Source organism: Xanthomonas graminis pv. graminis, from assembly GCF_030168915.1.
GTDB lineage: Bacteria > Pseudomonadota > Gammaproteobacteria > Xanthomonadales > Xanthomonadaceae > Xanthomonas_A > Xanthomonas_A translucens.
Map to the genome: position 1 here is coordinate 31,420 of NZ_CP076256.1, position 19,776 is coordinate 51,195.

The 19,776-nt window shown below is 63.8% G+C and carries 15 protein-coding genes and 2 pseudogenes; 6 read left to right on the forward strand and 11 right to left on the reverse strand.

Going from position 1 to position 19,776, the window contains the following annotated elements; genetic code table 11:
* Nucleotides 1-50 precede the first annotated feature (50 nt).
* The 3 genes from KHF85_RS20300 to KHF85_RS20310 all read right to left on the reverse strand — a co-directional run bounded on the left by KHF85_RS20300 (nt 51) and on the right by KHF85_RS20310 (nt 3,402).
* Nucleotides 51-875 carry a DUF932 domain-containing protein gene (locus tag KHF85_RS20300; RefSeq protein WP_284569639.1) on the reverse strand — a complete coding sequence of 275 codons (825 nt, stop codon included), beginning with the start codon at nt 873-875 and terminating at the stop codon, nt 51-53.
* 1,252 nt (nt 876-2,127) lie between these two features.
* A complete protein-coding gene (locus tag KHF85_RS20305; RefSeq protein ID WP_284569619.1) occupies nt 2,128-2,589 on the reverse strand; it encodes a hypothetical protein in 462 nt (153 codons plus the stop codon).
* A 486-nt stretch (nt 2,590-3,075) separates the two neighbouring features.
* On the reverse strand, nt 3,076-3,402 hold the full coding sequence (locus KHF85_RS20310) for a hypothetical protein (protein ID WP_206730292.1): 327 nt from the start codon (nt 3,400-3,402) through the stop codon (nt 3,076-3,078).
* Between the two features lie 300 nt (nt 3,403-3,702).
* Here KHF85_RS20310 and KHF85_RS20315 point away from each other — a divergent pair, with 300 nt between their 5' ends.
* Entirely contained in the window at nt 3,703-3,915 is a 213-nt protein-coding gene (locus tag KHF85_RS20315; protein WP_206730293.1) for a hypothetical protein, read from the forward strand.
* A gap of 70 nt (nt 3,916-3,985) precedes the next feature.
* Here the strand turns inward: KHF85_RS20315 and KHF85_RS20320 are convergent, their stop codons facing one another.
* Nucleotides 3,986-4,810 (reverse strand): N-6 DNA methylase, encoded by an 825-nt coding sequence (locus KHF85_RS20320; RefSeq protein WP_206730294.1) that lies wholly within the window; start codon nt 4,808-4,810, stop codon nt 3,986-3,988.
* A gap of 98 nt (nt 4,811-4,908) precedes the next feature.
* Nucleotides 4,909-6,972: a ParB/RepB/Spo0J family partition protein gene (locus KHF85_RS20325; RefSeq protein ID WP_206730295.1), complete on the reverse strand. Its 2,064-nt coding sequence runs from the start codon at nt 6,970-6,972 to the stop codon at nt 4,909-4,911.
* A 1,359-nt stretch (nt 6,973-8,331) separates the two neighbouring features.
* Here KHF85_RS20325 and KHF85_RS20330 point away from each other — a divergent pair.
* Both KHF85_RS20330 and KHF85_RS20335 read left to right on the forward strand, forming a co-directional pair.
* Nucleotides 8,332-9,300 (forward strand): hypothetical protein, encoded by a 969-nt coding sequence (locus KHF85_RS20330; protein ID WP_284569620.1) that lies wholly within the window; start codon nt 8,332-8,334, stop codon nt 9,298-9,300.
* A 97-nt stretch (nt 9,301-9,397) separates the two neighbouring features.
* Nucleotides 9,398-10,426, forward strand: a complete 1,029-nt coding sequence (locus KHF85_RS20335; RefSeq protein WP_284569621.1) for a hypothetical protein — start codon at nt 9,398-9,400, stop codon at nt 10,424-10,426.
* On the opposite strand, the gene KHF85_RS20340 is transcribed toward KHF85_RS20335, so the two are convergent.
* The 4 genes from KHF85_RS20340 to KHF85_RS20355 form a co-directional block, all read right to left on the reverse strand.
* Complete coding sequence (locus KHF85_RS20340; protein WP_284569622.1) at nt 10,408-10,584, reverse strand: hypothetical protein; 177 nt, start codon at nt 10,582-10,584, stop codon at nt 10,408-10,410. The two genes, KHF85_RS20335 and KHF85_RS20340, sit on opposite strands and share 19 nt — an antisense overlap.
* 22 nt (nt 10,585-10,606) lie before the next feature.
* Nucleotides 10,607-11,185: a restriction endonuclease gene (locus KHF85_RS20345; protein ID WP_284569623.1), complete on the reverse strand. Its 579-nt coding sequence runs from the start codon at nt 11,183-11,185 to the stop codon at nt 10,607-10,609.
* A gap of 15 nt (nt 11,186-11,200) precedes the next feature.
* A complete protein-coding gene (locus KHF85_RS20350; protein ID WP_284569624.1) occupies nt 11,201-11,842 on the reverse strand; it encodes a DNA-binding protein in 642 nt (213 codons plus the stop codon).
* Nucleotides 11,843-12,092: 250 nt separating this feature from the next.
* Nucleotides 12,093-12,410, reverse strand: a complete 318-nt coding sequence (locus KHF85_RS20355; protein WP_206730279.1) for a hypothetical protein — start codon at nt 12,408-12,410, stop codon at nt 12,093-12,095.
* A gap of 277 nt (nt 12,411-12,687) precedes the next feature.
* Between KHF85_RS20355 and KHF85_RS20360 the strand changes: the two are divergent.
* Nucleotides 12,688-12,945: pseudogene (locus tag KHF85_RS20360) on the forward strand (DNA-binding protein); the annotation flags it as partial.
* Nucleotides 12,946-13,092: 147 nt separating this feature from the next.
* On the opposite strand, the gene xopAH reads toward KHF85_RS20360, so the two are convergent.
* Nucleotides 13,093-14,271, reverse strand: coding sequence for a XopAH/AvrB family type III secretion system effector (gene xopAH, locus KHF85_RS20365; protein WP_080998974.1), 1,179 nt, complete (start codon nt 14,269-14,271; stop codon nt 13,093-13,095).
* Nucleotides 14,272-14,512: 241 nt separating this feature from the next.
* Nucleotides 14,513-15,568: a DNA-binding protein gene (locus KHF85_RS20370; protein WP_053837955.1), complete on the reverse strand. Its 1,056-nt coding sequence runs from the start codon at nt 15,566-15,568 to the stop codon at nt 14,513-14,515.
* A 192-nt stretch (nt 15,569-15,760) separates the two neighbouring features.
* Here KHF85_RS20370 and KHF85_RS20375 point away from each other — a divergent pair.
* Together KHF85_RS20375 and KHF85_RS20380 are read left to right on the forward strand one after the other, a co-directional pair.
* A pseudogene (locus KHF85_RS20375) lies at nt 15,761-16,717 on the forward strand (site-specific integrase); the annotation flags it as partial.
* A 20-nt stretch (nt 16,718-16,737) separates the two neighbouring features.
* Nucleotides 16,738-19,698 (forward strand): Tn3 family transposase, encoded by a 2,961-nt coding sequence (locus KHF85_RS20380; protein WP_218503282.1) that lies wholly within the window; start codon nt 16,738-16,740, stop codon nt 19,696-19,698.
* The last annotated feature ends 78 nt before the right edge of the window (nt 19,699-19,776 follow it).

Here is a 19,776-nt window from a genome sequence, read left to right on the forward strand (position 1 = left end):
CGCGCCGAACACGGGGCAGGGAGGTCCCGGCTTGCGCCGGGACCTGTTGGTTAGGCTGCCAGGCGGCGCATTTCGTCGGCCAACACCCACAGCGCCCGATTGAGCTTGATGGTCTGGTCGATCCCATTGACGGGGCGGGTGGTGGTGGGCCGACCCTTCGCATTGCGACCACGCAAGCCGCCGCGCACCATGTTTTCCTGCACACGGTTGAACGTGGTCCACAGATCCGACTTGCGATCCTCCCAGCGCTTCGGGGTCAGCAGCTGCTGTTCGGTGACCGGGGCAGGGGCCGCATCTTCGTCGTAGCGTAGGGCAAGGGCTGCGCGCGCGAAGGCTGTCTGCTGGCCCTCGCTAAGCGTCAAGCTTTGCATGCCCTCGCGCTGCTCGTCGGCGGCGGCGAAGCTGTCGACGACCTTGTAGGCGCCCTCGATGACCTGGCCGACGACGTCGCCTTTGTGGGGCACACGGATATCACCGACCGTATCACCGACCACGATGCCGTTCTGGCAGACGAACCGGAAGACGCCGGCGAGCATCTGGTAGGACGAACTGCCGTCATGGCTGTTGAGCAAGATGATTTCGTTGGCCTCGCCCGCCTGGATCTGGTTGGCGTGACGCATGCGGATCATGTGCTTGGTGTGCTCCCGCTTGTCGGGATTGCGAGTGCGCGTCTGCACGACCATAAACGGTGAAAACCCTTCTTTGCGCAGACCATCGAGGACATCGATGGTCGGGATGTAGGTGTAACGCTGCGAGCGGCTTTCATGCGGCTCGTTGGCGAAGATCGACGGCGCGAACCGGACGATCTCGTCGTTGGTCAGCGGTTGGGCGGAGCGGATACCTTGGGAACGACGGCCAAAACGACTAGCAAGCATGCTGTTTCTCCTGCGAGTTGGTGGACCGGCTGGGGAGTGGTTGCCGCCACGGCCCCGGCCGGATCGGAAGAAATTAGGACTAACATCGCCTTCCGATGGGACAATAATAGGACAAAACGGCCCGTTTTGTCAACACCTGTCAATAGATTATTTCGTAGACAAACGACGCCCCCAAGACAGATTCAGCGCGCCGCGCCGCAGTGGGGTGTAGGGGCAAAGCCCCTACGGATACGCTCCACGCCTCACCCGCACCGGGGACGCCTCGGCCCCGACCTGGTCGGCCTGCCCTCGATCTGCCGGCATCACCACGACCATCCTCCACGGTGACCGCTTTTCCTGCGCCGTTGAGCGCGCAGCGCCGCCGGGGCCTGCTAGGTGGTGAGGGAGGGTTGCGGGCTTTTCGCGCCGGCGCAGCCGGTGCGCCTGGGATGCGACGGCCGCCTGGCGGCCGTCTCCTTCCTCTGGACCTGGAGCGCAGGAAGATCCTCGGCGGGGGTCTGCTTGGCGGAGCCGGTCGGGCGCGGTAGGCCCGGCCTGCGCCGCGGCGTCGGGGGGAGCAAGGGGACCGTGGAATAAATGGGGGGACCCGCTTGCGGGGGGCACCGTTTATGCCGCGAAAGCCCCTTGCTCGCTCCGGCGACGTGGAGCACGGTTCAAGGGCTGGACGCGCCCGACCGGCTCCGCCAAGCCCCGACGATCGCGCGGAAGGGCCGGCAAGCCCCACGGGGGCGCGCAGGGGCGCCGGAGGGCGACCCGGAGGGGGGACGCCACCAGGCGGCCCCCACACAGCTGTCGCCGGCCGTCCACGCTTCGTCCACGGCCGACGCCGCAGGCGTCGCCCCGGCCCGTCGGGGATGGTTCCATCCATCCCCAGGGGCGGGGGAAGCGGTGGGCGAAGGGTGGGCGGCCCTGCCGATTGCAGGTCGTCCCCGTCTTGTCCACGGGGCGCGGCCAACGGCCCGCCGACCGGGCGGTTCCGTCCGCCCGGTCGGCGGCGCGCGGTGGGCAAGAGGGGGGCGAGCTGCCCCCCGCCGCTGGTCGGCGCCGCCGGCGCCGGCGAGCCGCGGTCAAGCACGCTGGCCAGCCCCCGGCTGGCCGCCGATCACGGCAAGCGGAGCGCGCAGGCCGCCCAGCGGCCGGAGCCGTGTCCCGCGCCGAGCACGGGCGGGGAGGTCCCGGCTTCCGCCGGGACCTGTTGGTTAGGCTTCCAGGCGGCGCATTTCGCGCTTGATGCTCTGATCTCCTGCTGCGTTTACTGCGCCCGCTGCTTCCCTTCCATTTCGGCAAGGTATTCGCGCCGCTGCCTGTCGTTGTCTGCATCGCCGGTATAGCGGCCAAGGTCGCGCACCGTCTCGTAGACCTTTTCTTTCACAACCGGGTTGAGCAGGACGTTTTGATATATCCAGTTCGCGGCTTCATCGATGGCTGGCTTGCGCTCCGCAAGAATGGCCTGCTCGCGGGGGGAAGGCTCGAAGCCCATTTCGTCGTATTCGTTGAGCGCGTAGGCTAGCTCCTTCGCCTCGCTGTAGTTCTGATCGCCTATTCTGGCTCCCATTTCTTCATCGAACGCACGGCACGCCTCATAGCGCCACGCAATAGGAACAGGTGCGCCCTGGGCCTGCTGCACGGGCTGGAGCTCGGCGGCCATTTCTTTGGTCAGCGGCTGGGCAGAGCGGATACCTTGGGAACGACGGCTGAAACGGCTAGCAATCATGGTGCATTTCTCCTGTGAGTTGGTGGACCGACTGGGGAGTGGTTGCCGCCACGGCCCCGGCCGGATCGGAAGGAATTAGGAATAACATCGCCTTCCGATAGGACAATAATAGGACAAAACGGCCCGCCTTGTCAACACCTGTCAATAGATTATTTCGTAGACAAACGACGCCCCCCAAGACAGATTCAGCGCGCCGCGCCGCCCTTGGGGTGTAGGGGCAAAGCCCCTACGGATACGCCTCACCCGCACCGGGGACACCTCGGCCCTCGACCTGGTCGGCCTGCCCTCGATCTGCCGGCATCACCACGACCATCCCCCACGCTGACAGCTTTTCCTCTGCGCGATCAGCGCGCCGCGCCGCCGGGGCCTGCTAGGTGGTGAGGGAGGGTTGCGGGCTTTTCGCGCCGGCGCAGCCGGTGCGCCTGGATGCGACGGCCGCTTGGCGGCCGTCTCCTTCCTCTGGTCCTGGGAAGCCACCAGCCGGCCTCAGTCAGGGAACAACCGCTTGATCGATGCGACCGAAATTTCGTGTTCCGTGTCGGTTTGCAGAGATGGTTTGCTGATTACCTGTTCCAGAATGACCCGAGCACGTTCTCGCAATTCTGCATCATCTAGATTGTCCATCTCGAAGATCTTGCCGGCGATTGCGTGGCTCAGGTTGATGGCTCCGCTGCCACCATATCCCCAACCATAGCCCCCCACGTAATTGAACAAATCCCTACGCGACGGCAGCTGTTCGGCCGGACCGCTTGGGTCGTGGCGGTAGAGCGCCACGCTGGCTCCCTCAACGATTCGCAGCAAAATGTGGCTCATTGGCACCTCTCGAACATGGGCTCATGTCCCGGAAGCTCACATTGTGAACGGGGGGACGGGGGCTTGTGCAAGCGGAGCTCAGAGGCTGAAGGCCGTGGATGGAAGCCCGAAGGGGCGAGACCCGCGCAGCGGGGCTCGATGCGAAGCACGACAGCCCGACCCAGAGCAAAGCGCAGGCGCACGCCCATCTTGGATACACGTGGAACATCACAATGCGAACGCGCCTGTCAGGTCGAAGCGTTCCGGGCAATCCGTGACTTTGTTAGGCTTACCAAGCACCCATCCCGAGAGGATCTGACGATGCAGATGACAGCACTGGAAGAAAAACTGATCGCTTACGCTGAGACCCTGATTAGCTCAGCATTCCCCGACGCGGACAAGCAGTGGATTTCAGCGGCGGCGCGCTGGCAGATCTTGGGCGAACGAACCGGTTTCAGTGAGCGCGAACGTGGCAGCTGCACTAGGCTGTTGCACGAGATGGAGCTAGCGCAGGGCAAGGCAAAGGCGGCCTGAAACAGCGCAGCCAGAAGCAAAAAAAGCCCGCTTGGATCTGCCAAGCGGGCTGCAGGAAATGCGTGGTGGACTAGAACAGCGTGAGTTGCCCGCTCGGGTGAGTGGGCCGCTGCTCGCGGCGACCTTTCGATGGTGCGGGGCGCGGCACGGCAACGCCGCCGCCTTCCTCGCAGGTGGAAACAGCAATAGCCGGCGAGGCGGCAACCTCGCGGCGATCTCGCGCGGCGAGCCGGGCATTCCAGCCACCCATGATGTGGGCGGGCGTGTACCAGTGCTCGTGCTCCTCCAAGGTCAGGGAGTTGCCGACGATGACGACAGCGGGGATATGCAGCAGGGAGAACTGCACATATGCCATGTGGGCGGCGCGTGCGTCCACGTCCACGGCGGTGACGTGCAGATGCCGTTGGTAGTTGATGCCGGCATGCTGCAGGGCTTCGGCTAGCGCGATGATGAGCGCACCAGCGCCGCAGGCCGGCTCGCAGGCAGTAATGAAGCCTTCGCGCTCGATGATCGCGCGGGCGTCGTCGCCGTCGCCGATCTGCATGCGGGCCATCATCCGGCACAACTCATACGGCGTGAAAAACTGGCCCCGCGCGGTGTTGTGCAATTCCAGCGCACCGAACAGAGCGCCGAGCACGTCGGAGGGGCCGGCCTCCAAAGCCATCGTCACTTCGGCCAGCACCTTGGGAAACGTGTCGATCACCTCGCGGTCGTAGCGCCGGACGATTTCGAGATAACGGGCTTCGCGTGCCTCGCGCTGGGCATGGTCTACCGCGTTGCTGAGGGCGATAGCCATGCAGGCCATGCAGTCGGAAAACAGCGGGTAGAGATCATGGCGATAGCGGCACGCCTTTAGCAGCTTGCTAATGGTCTGGACGTGGGGATCAACGCGCATCGGTGTCGTCTCCCACGAGGATAGGATTCGTTTGGTTCATGGCGGTCATCCGTCGAAGGACAGGGCGGGTGGCCGGGCGAACCCGGCCACCCGCGCAATCAGGCGGCGAGGGCGGCTGCGCTCTCAGCCTTGGCCTTGCGGCTCTTCGGCTTCGCCACTGTCTTCGTGGCCTTGGCTTTGGCCTTCGGTGTTGCGGTCTTCGATGCCGCCGACTTTTTGGGCGCTGGCGCGGCCTTCGGCTTGGGCGTGCGGATGCCCTTGGGCACCCAACCCGAACCTGCGAGGCGCGTTTCGGCCTCGGCGGCCAACTTGCCTTTCTTCTGTGCGAGCAGCGCGGCCCGGTCGGTGTAGCCCTTGACCTGCTTGGCCTCGTCCAACGCGGCGACGATCAGCCCCTTGGAAACCTTGCCGAGATAGTTATCGGCGGTTGCCTCGAAGTGATCGGCCATGTCGAACTGCAAGGTTTCCAGCAGCTTTGCGGTCAGGGTCGTGTGGTTGCTATCGACACTGACGGACAGGGCCACGCCATAGGCGATCAGGCCGTCAAGCTGCGCCGGCTCCATCGCTGCCAACGCATCCCACAGCTTGCCGTCCGTGGTGGGCAGACCCTTGATGGCTTCTTTGCACGCCGCCGCGAACGCGCCGGCCTTCGCCTTGCCCGCTTCGTCCGCGATAGGGTGATGGGTCCGGGTGCCGTAGCCGCTGGAAATGGCAAGGTCGGTCGGCACGGTGCGCGGGGTGTAGCCGTGGGAGTTCTGACGGCGGATTTCCTTCACCACCCAGCACGCCAGCAGGAGCTTGGCCGCGTCCGGCCGCTGCGACACGACCATTTGCACCGCGAGATTGCGGTGCCCCAGCAGTGAACGGCGCAGGGCGTCGGACACAGCATCGCTCTTGCGGCCGGCCGGTTCGCTCTCGCGCCCGCCTTGAACGGCCGACCCTTCGCCCATCGCGGCGGCGATGGCCTTGCGGTCGGCGGTCTTCACCATGCCGCGCTCGATGCGCAGCCGCCCCGCATCGCGGATCACCAGCGCCCCCGACAGGTGCCGCACAACGTCCGGAACAACCATATGCTTTGCCTCGATCTCGCTGATCTGATCGGGGATTTCATCTTGCAGGTCGTACAGCTGGCCTAAGCGCTCGTTTTCCTCGTCGTTGTTTTCATCGGAGTTTTCCAAGGCCTCGACCTCGGCATTGACCTTGGCAAGTTCGGCCTGCAACTCGTCCAGCTTGGCGCGGTCCTCGGCGGACACCTCGCCCAGCACCTCCGGCGCTTGCCCGAGCCGCTGGAAGTTGGTGTAGTCGAAGGACGGCCACACCTCGACCCAGCCCCAGCCCTCGGCGCGTAGCGTCTCGGCTTCGGCTTCCAGCTTGTCGGCGACCAGCTTTTCCAGCAGCGCCACGTCGGTGATGAAACCGCCATTTTCATCGTCGGTGAACAGGTCGCGGCGCACGACGCCGCCGGCAGCCTCGAAGGCGGACACGCCGCCAATGAAGGCGACGCGGTTGTCGGCGGACGCATCGACCTCCTGAGCAAGCACAGCGCTGCGCAGCGCGGCCGGGCTGTTGTTCCACGCGGAACCAAGCCGCTCCCACACGGACAGCTGCAGGGCGTGGTCGTCGGTGGCGCACAGGGCAATCATCTGCTCGGTGGTCAGAAGACCTTGGCGGAACTGTTCGATCAGCTCCGGCGCGGCGGCTGCGAGTTTCAGGCGGCGCTCCACGACCAGCGGCGTGACGCCAAAGGCATCCGCGATACGGTCGATGCTCCAACCCTCGCCAGTGAGGCCAGCGAAGGCGTCGTATTCGTCGGCGGGACTCATCGCCACGCGCGCGAAGTTCTCGCTGAGACTTGCGGCGGTGGTGTCGTTTTCGTCCACGACGATGACACGCACCGGCCAATCGGGATCGAGCTTGCCAGTGGTGACCAGCAGATGGATGGCGTCGTAGCGGCGTCCACCAGCAGCCACACCGAATACACCATCGGCGACCGGGTGAACGATGAGGTTTTGCAACAGGCCCTGCGTGAGGATCGAAGCGGCCAGCGCTTCGATGCCGGCCTTGTATTCGGGGGTATCGCGACCGGTGCGGCGCACGTTCTTGGGCGAACGGGTCAGCTGATTGAACGGGACATGGGTTTCCATGAAATGGGTATTGGACATGCTGTTTCTCCTGCGAGTTGGTGGACCGGCTGGGGAGTGGTTGCCGCCACGGCCCCGGCCGGATCGGAAGAAATTAGGACTAACATCGCCTTCCGATGGGACAATAATAGGACAAAACAGCCTGCCTTGTCAACACCTGTCAATAGATTATTTCGTAGACAAACGACGCCCCCAAGACAGATTCAGCGCGCCGCGCCGCAGTGGGGTGTAGGGGCAAAGCCCCTACGGATACGCTCCACGCCTCACCCGCACCGGGGACACCTCGGCCCCGACCTGGTCGGCCTGCCCTCGATCTGCCGGCATCACCACGACCATCCTCCACGGTGACCGCTTTTCCTGCGCCGTTGAGCGCGCAGCGCCGCCGGGGCCTGCTAGGTGGTGAGGGAGGGTTGCGGGCTTTTCGCGCCGGCGCAGCCGGTGCGCCTGGGATGCGACGGCCGCCTGGCGGCCGTCTCCTTCCTCTGGACCTGGAGCGCAGGAAGATCCTCGGCGGGGGTCTGCTTGGCGGAGCCGGTCGGGCGCGGTAGGCCCGGCCTGCGCCGCGGCGTCGGGGGAGCAAGGGGACCGTGGAATAAATGGGGGGACCCGCTTGCGGGGGGCACCGTTTATGCCGCGAAAGCCCCTTGCTCCCCCGGCGACGTGGAGCACGGTTCAAGGGCTGGACGCGCCCGACCGGCTCCGCCAAGCCCCGACGATCGCGCGGAAGGGCCGGCAAGCCCCACGGGGGCGCGCAGGGGCGCCGGAGGGCGACCCGGAGGGGGGACGCCACCAGGCGGCCCCCACACAGCTGTCGCCGGCCGTCCACGCTTCGTCCACGGCCGACGCCGCAGGCGTCGCCCCGGCCCGTCGGGGATGGTTCCATCCATCCCCAGGGGCGGGGGAAGCGGTGGGCGAAGGGTGGGCGGCCCTGCCGATTGCAGGTCGTCCCCGTCTTGTCCACGGGGCGCGGCCAACGGCCCGCTGGCCGGGCGGTTCCGTCCGCCCGGCCAGCAGCGCACGGTGGGCAAGAGGGGGGCGAGCTGTCCCCGCCGCTGGTCGGCGCCGCCGGCGACGGCGAGCCGCGGTCAAGCACGCTGGCCAGCCCCCGGCTGGCCGCCGGTCACGGCAAGCGGAGCGCGCAGGCCGCCCAGCGGCCGGAGGCGTGAGAGGCCGAAGGCCGTGGATGGAAGCCCGAAGGGGCGAGACCCGCGCAGCGGGGCTCGATGCGGAGCACGACAGCCCGACCCGGAGCAAAGCGCAGGGGCACGCCCATCACTTCGTTTAGACAGTCAGGGGAGTACGGGAAGCGGGCGGGCGGGATCGGCCGCGTGTAGGGCCGTCTCCTGAGCCCCGCAGAGCAGTACGAAACAGGAGAGCGTCATGCTGAAGACATCACTGTTCATCGGCTCCATTCTCGCCCTGGGCGGACTTTCGGGCGTCGCCGCAGTAGCCGGTCCTGCAGATCCGGCGAAAGCACAACCAACCAAGCAACACATGTTCGCTACAAACGAGGTCCACGCGGCCTACGACGCGACGAAACAATGGGCAGTCGTCGACGTCAACGACCGCTTCTTGATCAAGAGCAGTCCTGCGGCTACCGGTGGCGGCAAGGTTCAGTTCGCATTTCTCGACGGTACGCGAGCGCAGATCGGCACATGCGCAGACGCGTCGAAGCTGAAGCCTGGCGACCGCCGGACGACGTTCCTGTACGTGACGTATTCCAAGCCGGACGCGGAGGGCCAACGCCAGTTTGAGCTGCGCCGGACCTTGGATTTCAACGGCCACGACCAGGTCTATCGATTCCGGGCGGGAGACGGAACGCTCGCAACGCTCGAGCCGGGTGTCAGGATGGGCCTCAAGAACGGCATCTTCGTCTACGAGCAGGCGACCGGACCGATCGGTACGTCCGGAAAAACCGAGGCCGTGCGTGTGAGCTACCAGCTGACCGACAAGTTCAGCGAGATTGCTTCGTCGGTCGAGATGGACCGCAATCGCTGGGTGATCTCGACCAGCCAGCCGAGCACCGCAGCGGCGCCGATCTACAGCGTCAACAGCAGCGCCGTGGTCGCACATGTTCCCGGAACGAAGGACCTGGTTCGCGATCGCACGATCGTCGCGAACCCGACGCGGGGCAACGGGATCGGGTCGGCGGCCGATGCTTTTGCATTGAAAGTTTCGGGGCAACAACCACCTAAAGGGGTGGAAGGACTGCAGATGGGACCGGAAAAGCAGGTCGCGCTGTGCTTGGCGCTGCCCTGTTCCTTCGACTTCCAGTGCAACGGGCAGTCCGCGTTCTGCACTTGCCACGACCTGAGCACGGGGCCGCAATTGGGCACGTGCCTGAGCTAACCGCACGGTAGGAAAGATGCTTCAGACCGGAGATCCGACAGATCCAACATTTCGCTTACTACCAGGTGATCCGGCTCCCGGTCTGAGGCTTTCCCGGTTGTTCAACCGAGATCCGCAAAGGCCGGTCGAACAGGTGACGTTCGACCGGCCGACGGCTGTAATTTTGTGGAACGTCGGCTGTGCTGGCTGCCTACCGGCGGTGGGCGAGGTCGCCGCGATCGCGACCGATTACGACATGCCGGTCTATGGCGTCGCGGTGATGGTGCGGGATGTGGAGCGCACGGCAGAAGCGGCCCTGCAGGGAAGCGAGCTGGCGATCCTTGCGCTCGAGGAGCGCCCGGCCGAAGCGGTTGGGCTCATGCGGGGAAGCGTCACCCGCAACTGGTTGGAAGCAGCCGGAATAGCCGGCGTGCCAGCGGCCTACCTGGTCGACGGGGCAGGGCGCATTGCCTGGATCGGCGACCCCGCTGACATTGCCGACGTGCTGCCCGACCTGGTTGCGGGTTCTTGGGACGTTGCGGCCGCGCGCGAACGCTGGCGCGCAACCGCGAGCGATGCAGCCATCGTGCAGCTGCGCTTGTCGCGCGACGTGATGGACATGTTGGCCGCCGGCCAGATCGAGACGGCGCGCGACCTGGTCGCCGGCGGCGAACGGGATCTGCCGGCGCTGGCCAGCGATGCCGAATTCGCGATCCTGAAGTTTCAGGCGCTGGCCGCCGCACCCACGCAGATCAATCAGGCGATCGCGCATTACCGCGCGGCGACCGCGCGGTTCTCCACGGATCTGCGACTGCAGACGATGCTGGCCAGCATGGCGATCAAGCAGCTGGTGGGTGAGCCGGAGATCCTTCGACACGTCGGCCAGACGTTGGCCAGCGTCAGCGATGGCCCCGCGGCGAGTGTTGGCGAGGAACAGAGCCGCATTCTGTGCAGATTGTTGGAAGCGGAGGCCGCCGCCAGGCTGGATCGACCGGACACCGCTGCGATCGCGTTGGAGCGCGCGGTAGTGCTTGCCATGTCGACGACATTGCCGGAGGCCGCACGGGTTTGGGCCATGCAAGAGATCAGCCGCGTGCGCGGACTTCTACCGGCTCCTGCGCCAGACCATCAAACCACGCGGGAATAGGGCGGGTTGCGGCGCTGCCGCTCTTTGTCCAGTTCCTTCAGGCTGGTCTTCGCGGAGGCCTCGCTGTCTGCGACTTCGACCAGGTGGCCATGCCGGCGAGAGCCTTTGCCGCCCCAGGATCGGATGACGGTATAGGTCCCGAAGAGGTCAAGGAACACGGCGGCCTCGTACCATCGCGTTTCAGTTTCCCATCGTGCTGCGTGCATTGGCGTTCTCCCGATCGAGGCGACCCGAGTTGAGAAAGTCCAGCAGCCGTTGGCCGCTGATGATGGTGAGATTCGGATTGGCAGCAGCCAGCTCTCGGGTGCCGGCGCCGGTGCGGCCGGTGTGGATGAAAATCCCGCGGCAGCCACGGGTTTCCAGCAGCTGGGCGAAGGCAACGATGTGCGCGCGGTTGACGTGCTTGCGGTAGCGCTTGGCCTGCAAGAGATAGCGCGTGCCATTGATGTAGACGGCACCATCGACGCCACCGTCGCCGGTGTAGTGCGTATTACGTTCAACGCGGTAGCCACGCCGCTCGAATGCCTCCAGCAGCAATTCTTCGAAGGTGAGGGGATCGATCTTGCGCAGGTACGCCAGACGCTGAGGCATCAGCGGGATGGTGTTGATCTTGGCCAGGACGCGCCGCGCCTGGTCCTGGCGGCGGCGATGACGCCGCTCCCGGGCCTTGGGGCGCAAGGCGCTGGCAATGACCAGCGCCGCAAGGATCGCCAGCGACACGACAAGGGCGGAAATTTCCGGCCAGGGCATGGAAGGCATGACGGCGGCCTCCGGTCACTTCCGCGAGCCGGAAACCCGGCTACCGATCGCTGCGGTCAGCTGGGCGAGCTGCGTCTGCAACGCCTCAACCTGACCCTCCAAACGGGCGGCCTTGTCCAGCGCGCCGCGCTCGCTTTTGCGCGCCTCGATCGCTTCGCTGTCCTTGGCTGCGGCTTTCTCGGATGCCCGGTGGATCTCTTGGGCAGTGCGGTTTTTGAAGGCATGGTGCTCGGCTGCGATCTGATCGCGCTCGACCTTTGCGGCCTCGCCCTCGGCGACGGCCTGGCGCAGCTGCTCGACTTCCTCGTTTAGCTGGTCGGCAAGCTCGATCGCCTCGCGCGCCTGCTCCTGCAGGGCGGTGAATTCTCCGGCCAGTTTCTCGCGCTCGCCGGCCAGGGCGCGCTCGGCCGCGGTTCGGGCAACGGTCCAGATTTCTCCGGCGAGGACGCCGACGGCCTCGGCGACCGGGGCGGGCAGGGGTTCGACAACGGGCAGGGCCTTCTCCAGCTTGCGCTTCCGCCATTCGGCCATGGCGTCCTGGATGGTCGTGAAACTGCCGCCGCCAAGCTTCTTGCGCACCGCATTGAGAGTCGGCTTGACCCCGTCGCTATCCAGCTGGTCGGCAACGGTCCAAATCTGATCCTTGGTGATAGCCATCGGGTTACTCTGCTGTTGTAGTAGTATGTAGGATACTACAATATACAACATACAACAACCCTTGAGCCGACTTGGCAGCGGGGGAGGTTGGCGCTATACTTTGGTCAGCAATCCGACCACTCCTGCAAGTCTGGTGGACATGCCGATGAGCCCGAGACGTTGCCGCGTCTCGGGCTTTGCTTTTTCTGGATGGGGCTGGGCAACCTCGGCGCACTGCGAACGCGATTGCAGCTGGCCGGCGGGTTCGGCGTCAGCGCGGATCGACCTTGGCAAGCTGCAGGCGTTTCACTGCCGACACGAAATCCAGCCGCAGCAGATGCACCGCCAGGTCAATGGCACCGCCCCCGCCCTGGTCCGCCCTGGTGTCAAACCACTTCGGGCCGGTGGCCAGCAGCTCCACCACGCCGCCGCCGATTGACACATTGACACGCACCGTCGCCTTGTCTTTCAGCGGCTTGAAATCGGGGTCGCGTTTCCAGTACAGGCCCAAGAGGTCTAGCGCCTCGGTTACAGGCATGTCGCGCAACTGGGCCAGCAGCTCGGGTGGAAACGAACGGCGCGCCCTCATTGAGCGCTCCCGACCTGGCAGGCAGACAATGGACACCGTGGCTGACGGCGCGGCAAGCGTCGGATCCCTTCCCCCAGACCCCCAACCCTCTCCGGCCGCTGCGCGGCCTGCGCGCCATGTGGACAACGCTGCGCGTTGACACACAAGGCTTGCGGGCTACTCGTGATATTGGGGTTCAGCCGACATAGAGGGGCGGCAGGGATTTGTGTAAAAAACAGCCAAAAGTGAGCTAACTCGCTGTCAGCACAGAAGTTTTTCACAACTTCCAGCCGACCCTCACGAACGTCATGCCCAGTCGCTGGAGCAGAAGCACGAGCATGCCAGGGAAGCCCTTGAGCACTACCGGATCTCCGTCCGAGACCAGCGCGAGCAGGAGCAGCGTCGGCATGCGCATCAAGTACAGGAGTTGCAGGTCGCCCTGCGGCAGGCCAACGAGGCGCTGACCGCCAAGAACCACGACCTGATGCAGCTCAACCGCGACAATGGCCAGTGGCCGGAACGCCAGACCCGGCTGGAGCGGGAACTGGCGCAGGCTTGGCCTTCCTTCGAACGTGAGCGGCGGTTTCCGCTTCCGAGTTTTCCGTGCCGAAAATTAGCTGAGGGTCGGTAACAGTTCAATATCTGGTCCGTGAAGCCCACTCCTGAAATTTCGTGCATTCACCTTCTGAAAACGACAGGCAGGCTAACTTGGGCGGCGTTCCATGAAGCTAGAATACCTTTCAACAAAATTTTTCTCAGAACTCAGCATTGCTTCGATATCAGGGACTATTCCATCCCTAAACGGAGGGAACTCGATTCCATGAGCATTTGCCAGAGCTCTTGCCGCGAATTCAGCTTTTGCCGCGCTGCCTCGCATGTCTGGGGCCGCACTGGCCGCCCACCAATGAATGCGCGCGATTAAATCCAAAGCTTCTCGCTTTCTAAGAGGAGACTTTGCCTGATTGAACAATTGCTCAAGATGCCCCTTGATAACACTCAAATATCGTGCATCAGTGTGGACTATGTTGTTAGGATGATTCCTTTGCAGCGTGTCTTCAAGCACCTCAAAATCTACATCTTGATTATAAACCTCCTGTAATTTAACGGCCACCTGTCTTTGGTCGATGGCGGCCCAAAGCTCATTCAATGGAATTTCCTGCCCGTGTATTTTGCCTTTTTGCTTGTACACCTTGCACTCAATTCCGCTCAGATAGGGGCCGCCATATCGCTTTCTCTTTGATTTGCTATTGTTAATAATCATAGGAATTATAGAGGCATACTGCATATCCAACTTCGTGTTAAATACTGATCCAGCCTCTCTTTGCGTTGCGAAAGCTTCTCTGCCAGGAGCGTTATAGGAAAGCCTGCCCAGCCGCCACTCAGTGGCGCAGTTCCAAAGCTCGCTGAACGAGTTTATTTGACCAGATGCGATCCGGCTCCCTGCCTCTCTGCTTGAGCGATACATGCTTCTGCAGTAATCCTTGTTTTCATCAGTGTGCGACTGATTGTACATGCTAGGCCAGCGTGCCGCACCGACTAACGACTGCTCCTCCCAATCTAGAGAAGTAGAAGGTCCAGGAAGCCGATTAGGCGTTTCACTTGAACTTCTAAATTCGCGTGAACCAGAAGTGCGGCCAAATAAGCTACCTAGCCGGGATCTTGATGTTCTAGATGAGTTTGCCGCTCTGGGAGGACTGGGCTGCAGAGATAATGCGGCGAGTTCTGGAGACAATGAGCCGGCTTGCCCATATGAAGTCGCGTGATCCTCCGTAAATTCAGTTACTTCTGAATACCTTGGCGAATTACTAGTATCCTCTTGCTGTGCAGCTCGCGCCTGATTATATGCATCTATATTGTACATCCAATTCTGATTGTTCCACATATAAATATCCAAAATGCGAGATTAGGGAGTTGGCCGTATTATCTAGTGTGGGTTGTATAACGCGCAGGTGGCCCTGCCACGCTCGGCTTTCAATTGCATAGACCCATGTCGATCTCCTGCAGTGACTGTAGGAGCAAGTTTGGGGGGGGAGCTTTCCGATTCGCTTCGCCTTACCGAAATCCTGGCTGGGAAGACGAAGGCACTGACGCGGAGGATTCCCGAGCCTTCGCCAAGCGGCTGATCATTTGCCTGCCGGCATTGCACCGGCTGCGATGGCGTTTTCGAGTTCGCCAACGGAGTGCGCTGGCCGCAGCTGCGCCAGGAGTTGTTCCAACGTGCTCAGACGTACCGTGGCCCGCAAGGTGTCCGCTTCGGCGTGTTCCCGGCGCTGGCGCTCTTCGATCAGATCGGTCCGCGCCGCAGCCAGTTCGGTGCGCACGCTTTCCAGCGCTTGCACATCGCCGGTCCAGCGCACCTGCAGGGCTTGGTGCTCGGCGGCCGCCAGGCGCAGCGCGTCGTGCTCGCGTTGCTGGGCGTCGGCCCGCTGGCGTGCCTGCGCCAGTTCCCGCTGCAGCCGGGTCTGGCGTTCCAGCCACTGGCCGTTGTCTCGGTTGAGCTGCATCAGGTCGTGGTTCTTGGCGGTCAGCGCCTCGTTGGCCTGCCGTAGGGCGACCTGCAGCTCTTGCACCTGGTGCGCGTGCCGGCGCTGTTCCTGCTCACGCTGGTCCTTGACCGAGGTGCGGTAGTGCTCGAGGGCTTCCCTGGCGTGTTCGTGCTTGTGTTCCAACGATTTCGCATGGGCGTCGTGCTCGGCCACGCGAACGGTCAGGCCGCAGATCCGCTCCTCCAACTGAGCCAGTTCGGTGGTGCGGCGGGCCACCTCGCCCCTGGCGGCGTCGACCGCCTCGCGTTCTGCCTGCAGTACAGTCTCGCAGCGCTGCAGCTGCGTCGTGAGTGAGTCAGCCTCTTGCCGGGCCTGCTCCAGCGTTTGGGTGCGCTCCTGGAGCTGCGCCTGGAAGCGCGCCTGGGCCTGCGCCACGACCGTATCGGCCTCGGCGTGCAACCGCTCGGCGAGGCGGGCGACGAGGTCTTGGAGTGCGTCGCTCACGGCCATCTTCGCGCCAACGCCTTGCCCTTCCTCCTCTTCCAATTCCCTCAGATAACGGTGAATGGTGGTCTTGGAACCGGTATTGCCGAGCGCCACCCGAACCGCATCGACAGACGGATGCTTGCCCGTTGCGCGCAGGCTATCGCGGGCACGCTGCACATCGCTTTTGTACAACCCGGACCTTGCCATACGTCACTCCACGTATTTCGTAACGTATTACATACCATGTAATTACATGCTACTCAACGCACCAAAACGGACCGTCGGTGCGCGTTGAACTCACGCGGGATAATCTAGAATTATCCCGCCTAATCCCGATTTTTCGACTATGCTCGCACGCGGGCCGGTACACCCCGGCCCATCGGGCGACTGGGAGGGCCGATGATCAGCGTTGGGCAGTACCTGGAAGCCGCCACCCGACCCAACACCGAACGCGCTTACGCTGCGGCAACCCGCCATTTCGAGGTCGAGTGGGGCGGCCACCTGCCGGCCACCGCCGACAACGTGGCGCGCTACCTTGCCGCCTATGCCGGGCAACTCGCGCTCAACACACTCAGGCACCGGCTCGCAGCACTGGCGCAGTGGCACCAGGTGCACGGCTTTGTCGACCCGACCCGGGCGCCGGTGGTGCGCCAAGTGCTCAAGGGCATCCAGACCCTGCACCCGAGCGTCGAAAAACGCGCCACGCCCCTGCAACTCGCCCAGCTGGGCCAGGTCACGACATGGCAGGAAGACGCTGCGGCTGCGGCCCAGTCTCGCGGCGATCGCGCCGCAGAACTGCGGCATCTGCGCGATCGCGCCTTGCTGCTGCTCGGCTTCTGGCGCGGCTTCCGCGGCGATGAACTCACCCGCCTCCAGGTGAACCACCTGCGCCTGGTGCCGGGCGAAGGCATGACCTGCTTCCTGCCGCACAGCAAGAGCGATCGCCAGCACGCCGGCACCACCTACAAGGTCCCGGCGCTGTCGCGCTGGTGCCCGGTGGCTGCGACGTCGCGCTGGATCGCGGTGGCCGCGTTGACCGACGGCCCGGTGTTCCGTGCAATCGACCAGTGGGGTGGTCTCGCCGACACCGGCTTGCACCCCAATAGTCTGGTGCCGCTGCTCCGGCGCATCTTCGGTGAGGCCGGCTTGGCGTCACCGAATACCTACAGTGGGCATTCGTTGCGGCGCGGCTTCGCCGGCTGGGCCAACGCCAACGGCTGGGACGTGAAGGCCCTGATGGAATACGTCGGCTGGCGCGATGTGCACTCGGCGATGCGTTACATCGATGGGGGCGATCCTTTCGCACGCCGGCGCATCGAAGCCAGTCTGCCGGAAGCGCCCGCGCTGCCAAGGCCTGCAACGACCTGAGGGGCTGGATGGCGTCGATCGAACGGACCGCATACCCGCAGTTCAAGCGCAACCCGGTCGTCCGCGAACTGGTTGCGGCCTACACGCCAACCGACGCTGAGGTGGCCTTCGTTGCCGAGTACACCCGGCAGCCTGCGCACCGCCTGACGCTGACGATCCTGCTCAAGACCTTCCAACGGCTGGGGTATTTCCCCGTGTTGGACGAAGTCCCGCCGGCGGTGATGCGCCATATCCGCAGCGCGCTGAAACTGCGCGTGCAGGTCAAGCCAGCGAATCTTGCCAACGCCTCGCGCTATCGCTACTACCGTCGGATCCGTCAATTCCTGCAGGTCCGGGCCTACAGCGACGGCGGGCTGAAGATTGCGGCACGCGCGGTATACGAAGCCGCTGCGGTGATGGATAACCCGGCAGACCTGATCAACGTAGCCATCGAACAGCTCGTGCGTGATCGCGTCGAGCTGCCGGCGTTCTCCACACTGGATCGCCTGACCCGGCGCATCCGCACGCTGGTCAACGGGCGCTATTTCGCTCAGATCGAGGCTCGACTGACCATCGATGAAAAACAGCGCCTGGAAGGCCTCCTGCAGGTCGAACAGGGGCGTCAGAAGAGCCCGCTGCACGCGATCAAGCGCCTACCCAAGCGCTCTTCGCTGCAGCATTTCCAGGAGTTGATCGACCATATCGCCGAACTGGACGAATTGGTCGGCAGCGAGTTGCACCTGGCGGGCATCCCGGAGGTCAAGCTCAAGCACTTCGCTGCCGAGGCGCGGGCATTGGATGCTTCCGAGCTGCGCAAGTTTCGGCCCGCCAGGCGCTACGCCGTACTGGTGTGCTTGATCCACCGGGCCCGGGTCCAGACGCGCGACGATCTCGCGGAAATGTTCATCAAGCGCATGGGGAACATCCACAACCGGGGCCGAGAGGAACTGGAGCGGCTGAGGGCGCGCTATCGCGAGAAGACCGAAACGATCGTGGCGACGATGTCGGATGTGGTCCGCGTCCTCGACCATCATCGCGGCGACACCGAGGCGGGGCGTGAAATCCGCCGCCTGGTCAACGCCCATGGTGGCGTGCAGACGTTGCAGGCCGACTGCAACGCCATTGCGGCGCATAGTGGCGACAATCACTTGCCGCTGCTGTGGCCGTTCTACAAAAGTCACCGCTCCACCATCCTGCGGATGGTGCGTAGGCTGGACTTGGCCTCGACCACGGAGGACCGCTCGCTGATCGACGCGATCGAGCTGATCCTGACGCAGGAACGAACCCGCAGCGATTGGTTGGACGAAGCGGTCGATCTGGCGTTCACCACCCAGCTTTGGCGCAAGACCATCGTCCATCGCACCGAACGAGGCGAGGAGCGCATCCACCGGCGTCTGTTCGAGGTTTGTGTGTTCTCATCGCTGGCCAACGAACTGAAATCGGGCGACGTGGCTGTGCGCGGATCGGAAACCTACGCCGACTACCGCGAACAGTTGCTGCCGTGGGAGCAGTGCGAGCCTCTGTTGGAGGATTACTGCAAGCACGTGGTGCTGCCGGCCACGGCCGTGGGCTTCGTCAATGCCTTGCAATCGCGCCTGACGCAAGTCGCCGAGCTGACCGATCAGGGCTATCTGGAGAACGGCCAAGTGGTCATCGGCGAGGATGGCATTCCGGTACTCAAGCGCAGCAAGGCCAAGGAGATGAGCTGCGGGGCCCGTGCCCTGGAAACCGCCGTCCTCGACCGCATGCGCGAACGCAGCGTCATCGAGATCCTGTGCGATGTGGCCCACTGGACGCGCTGGCCCCGGCACTTCGGTCCTCTGTCCGGCTCGGACGCCAAGATCGAGCAACCGACCGAGCGCTACGTCCTCACCGCCTTCACCTATGGTTGCAACCTCGGACCGGCCCAGGCTGCCCGACACCTGCGTGGCGCCGTCTCGGCACACATGCTGTCGTTCGTCAACCGCCGGCATGTGGATGCCAACAAACTGGCGGCGGCCTGTCGGGACATCATCAACAGCTACGCCGGCCTGCAGCTCCCCAAATGCTGGGGCGATGGCAAGAGCGCAGCCGCCGACGGCACCAAGTACGACCTCTACGACCAGAATCTGCTCGCCTCGTACCACATCCGCTATGGCGGCTACGGCGGCATCGCCTACCACCACGTGTCCGATACGTACGTCGCGCTGTTCAGCCACTTCATTCCGTGCGGTGTCTGGGAGGCGGTCTACATCATCGATGGCCTGCTGAAGAACACCTCCGACATCCAGCCTGACACCGTCCACGCCGACACGCAGGGGCAGTCGCTGCCGGTGTTCGGCCTTTCGCATCTGCTAGGCATCCAGCTGATGCCGCGCATCCGCAACTGGCGCGAATACAAGTTCTTCCGCCCCGATGAGGACATTCGTTACGAACACATCGATGCGCTGTTCCGGGACACTGTTGACTGGGATCTGATCGAGACCCACTGGAAAGACCTGATGCAGGTCGTGCTCTCGATCAAGACCGGCAAGATCGCGGCCTCGACGCTGATGCGCAAGCTGGGCAACTACAGCCGCAAGAACCGGCTGTACCAGACCTTCAAGGCGCTCGGTTCAGCCGTGCGCACCTTGTTCCTGCTGCAGTACATCTCCAACCGCGAGTTGCGCGAACAGATCACCGCCTCGACCAACAAGGTGGAGGCCTACAACGGCTTCGCAAAGTATTTCTTCTTCGGCGGGGAAGGGGTGATTGCCGACAACGACCCCGTCGAGCAGGAGAAGGCCGTCCAATACAACGACTTGGTCTCCAATGCCGTCATCTTCTACAACGTGGTCGAACAGACCCGAATCATGACGTCTCTGATGCGGCAGGGGTGGAAGATCACGCGGGAAGACGTGGCGTTCCTCAGCCCGTACGTGACCAGCCATGTAAAACGCTTCGGGGATTACCTGATTGATGTGGAGGCGGTCCCGGAACCGTATGAGACTGAACTGGCATTGGCAGGGTAGTTTTTGTGCGCCAAAATATCCGCTAACTCACTGATGCAATGGATGAAATCTAATCTTGTGAGCTATTTTTACACGTAT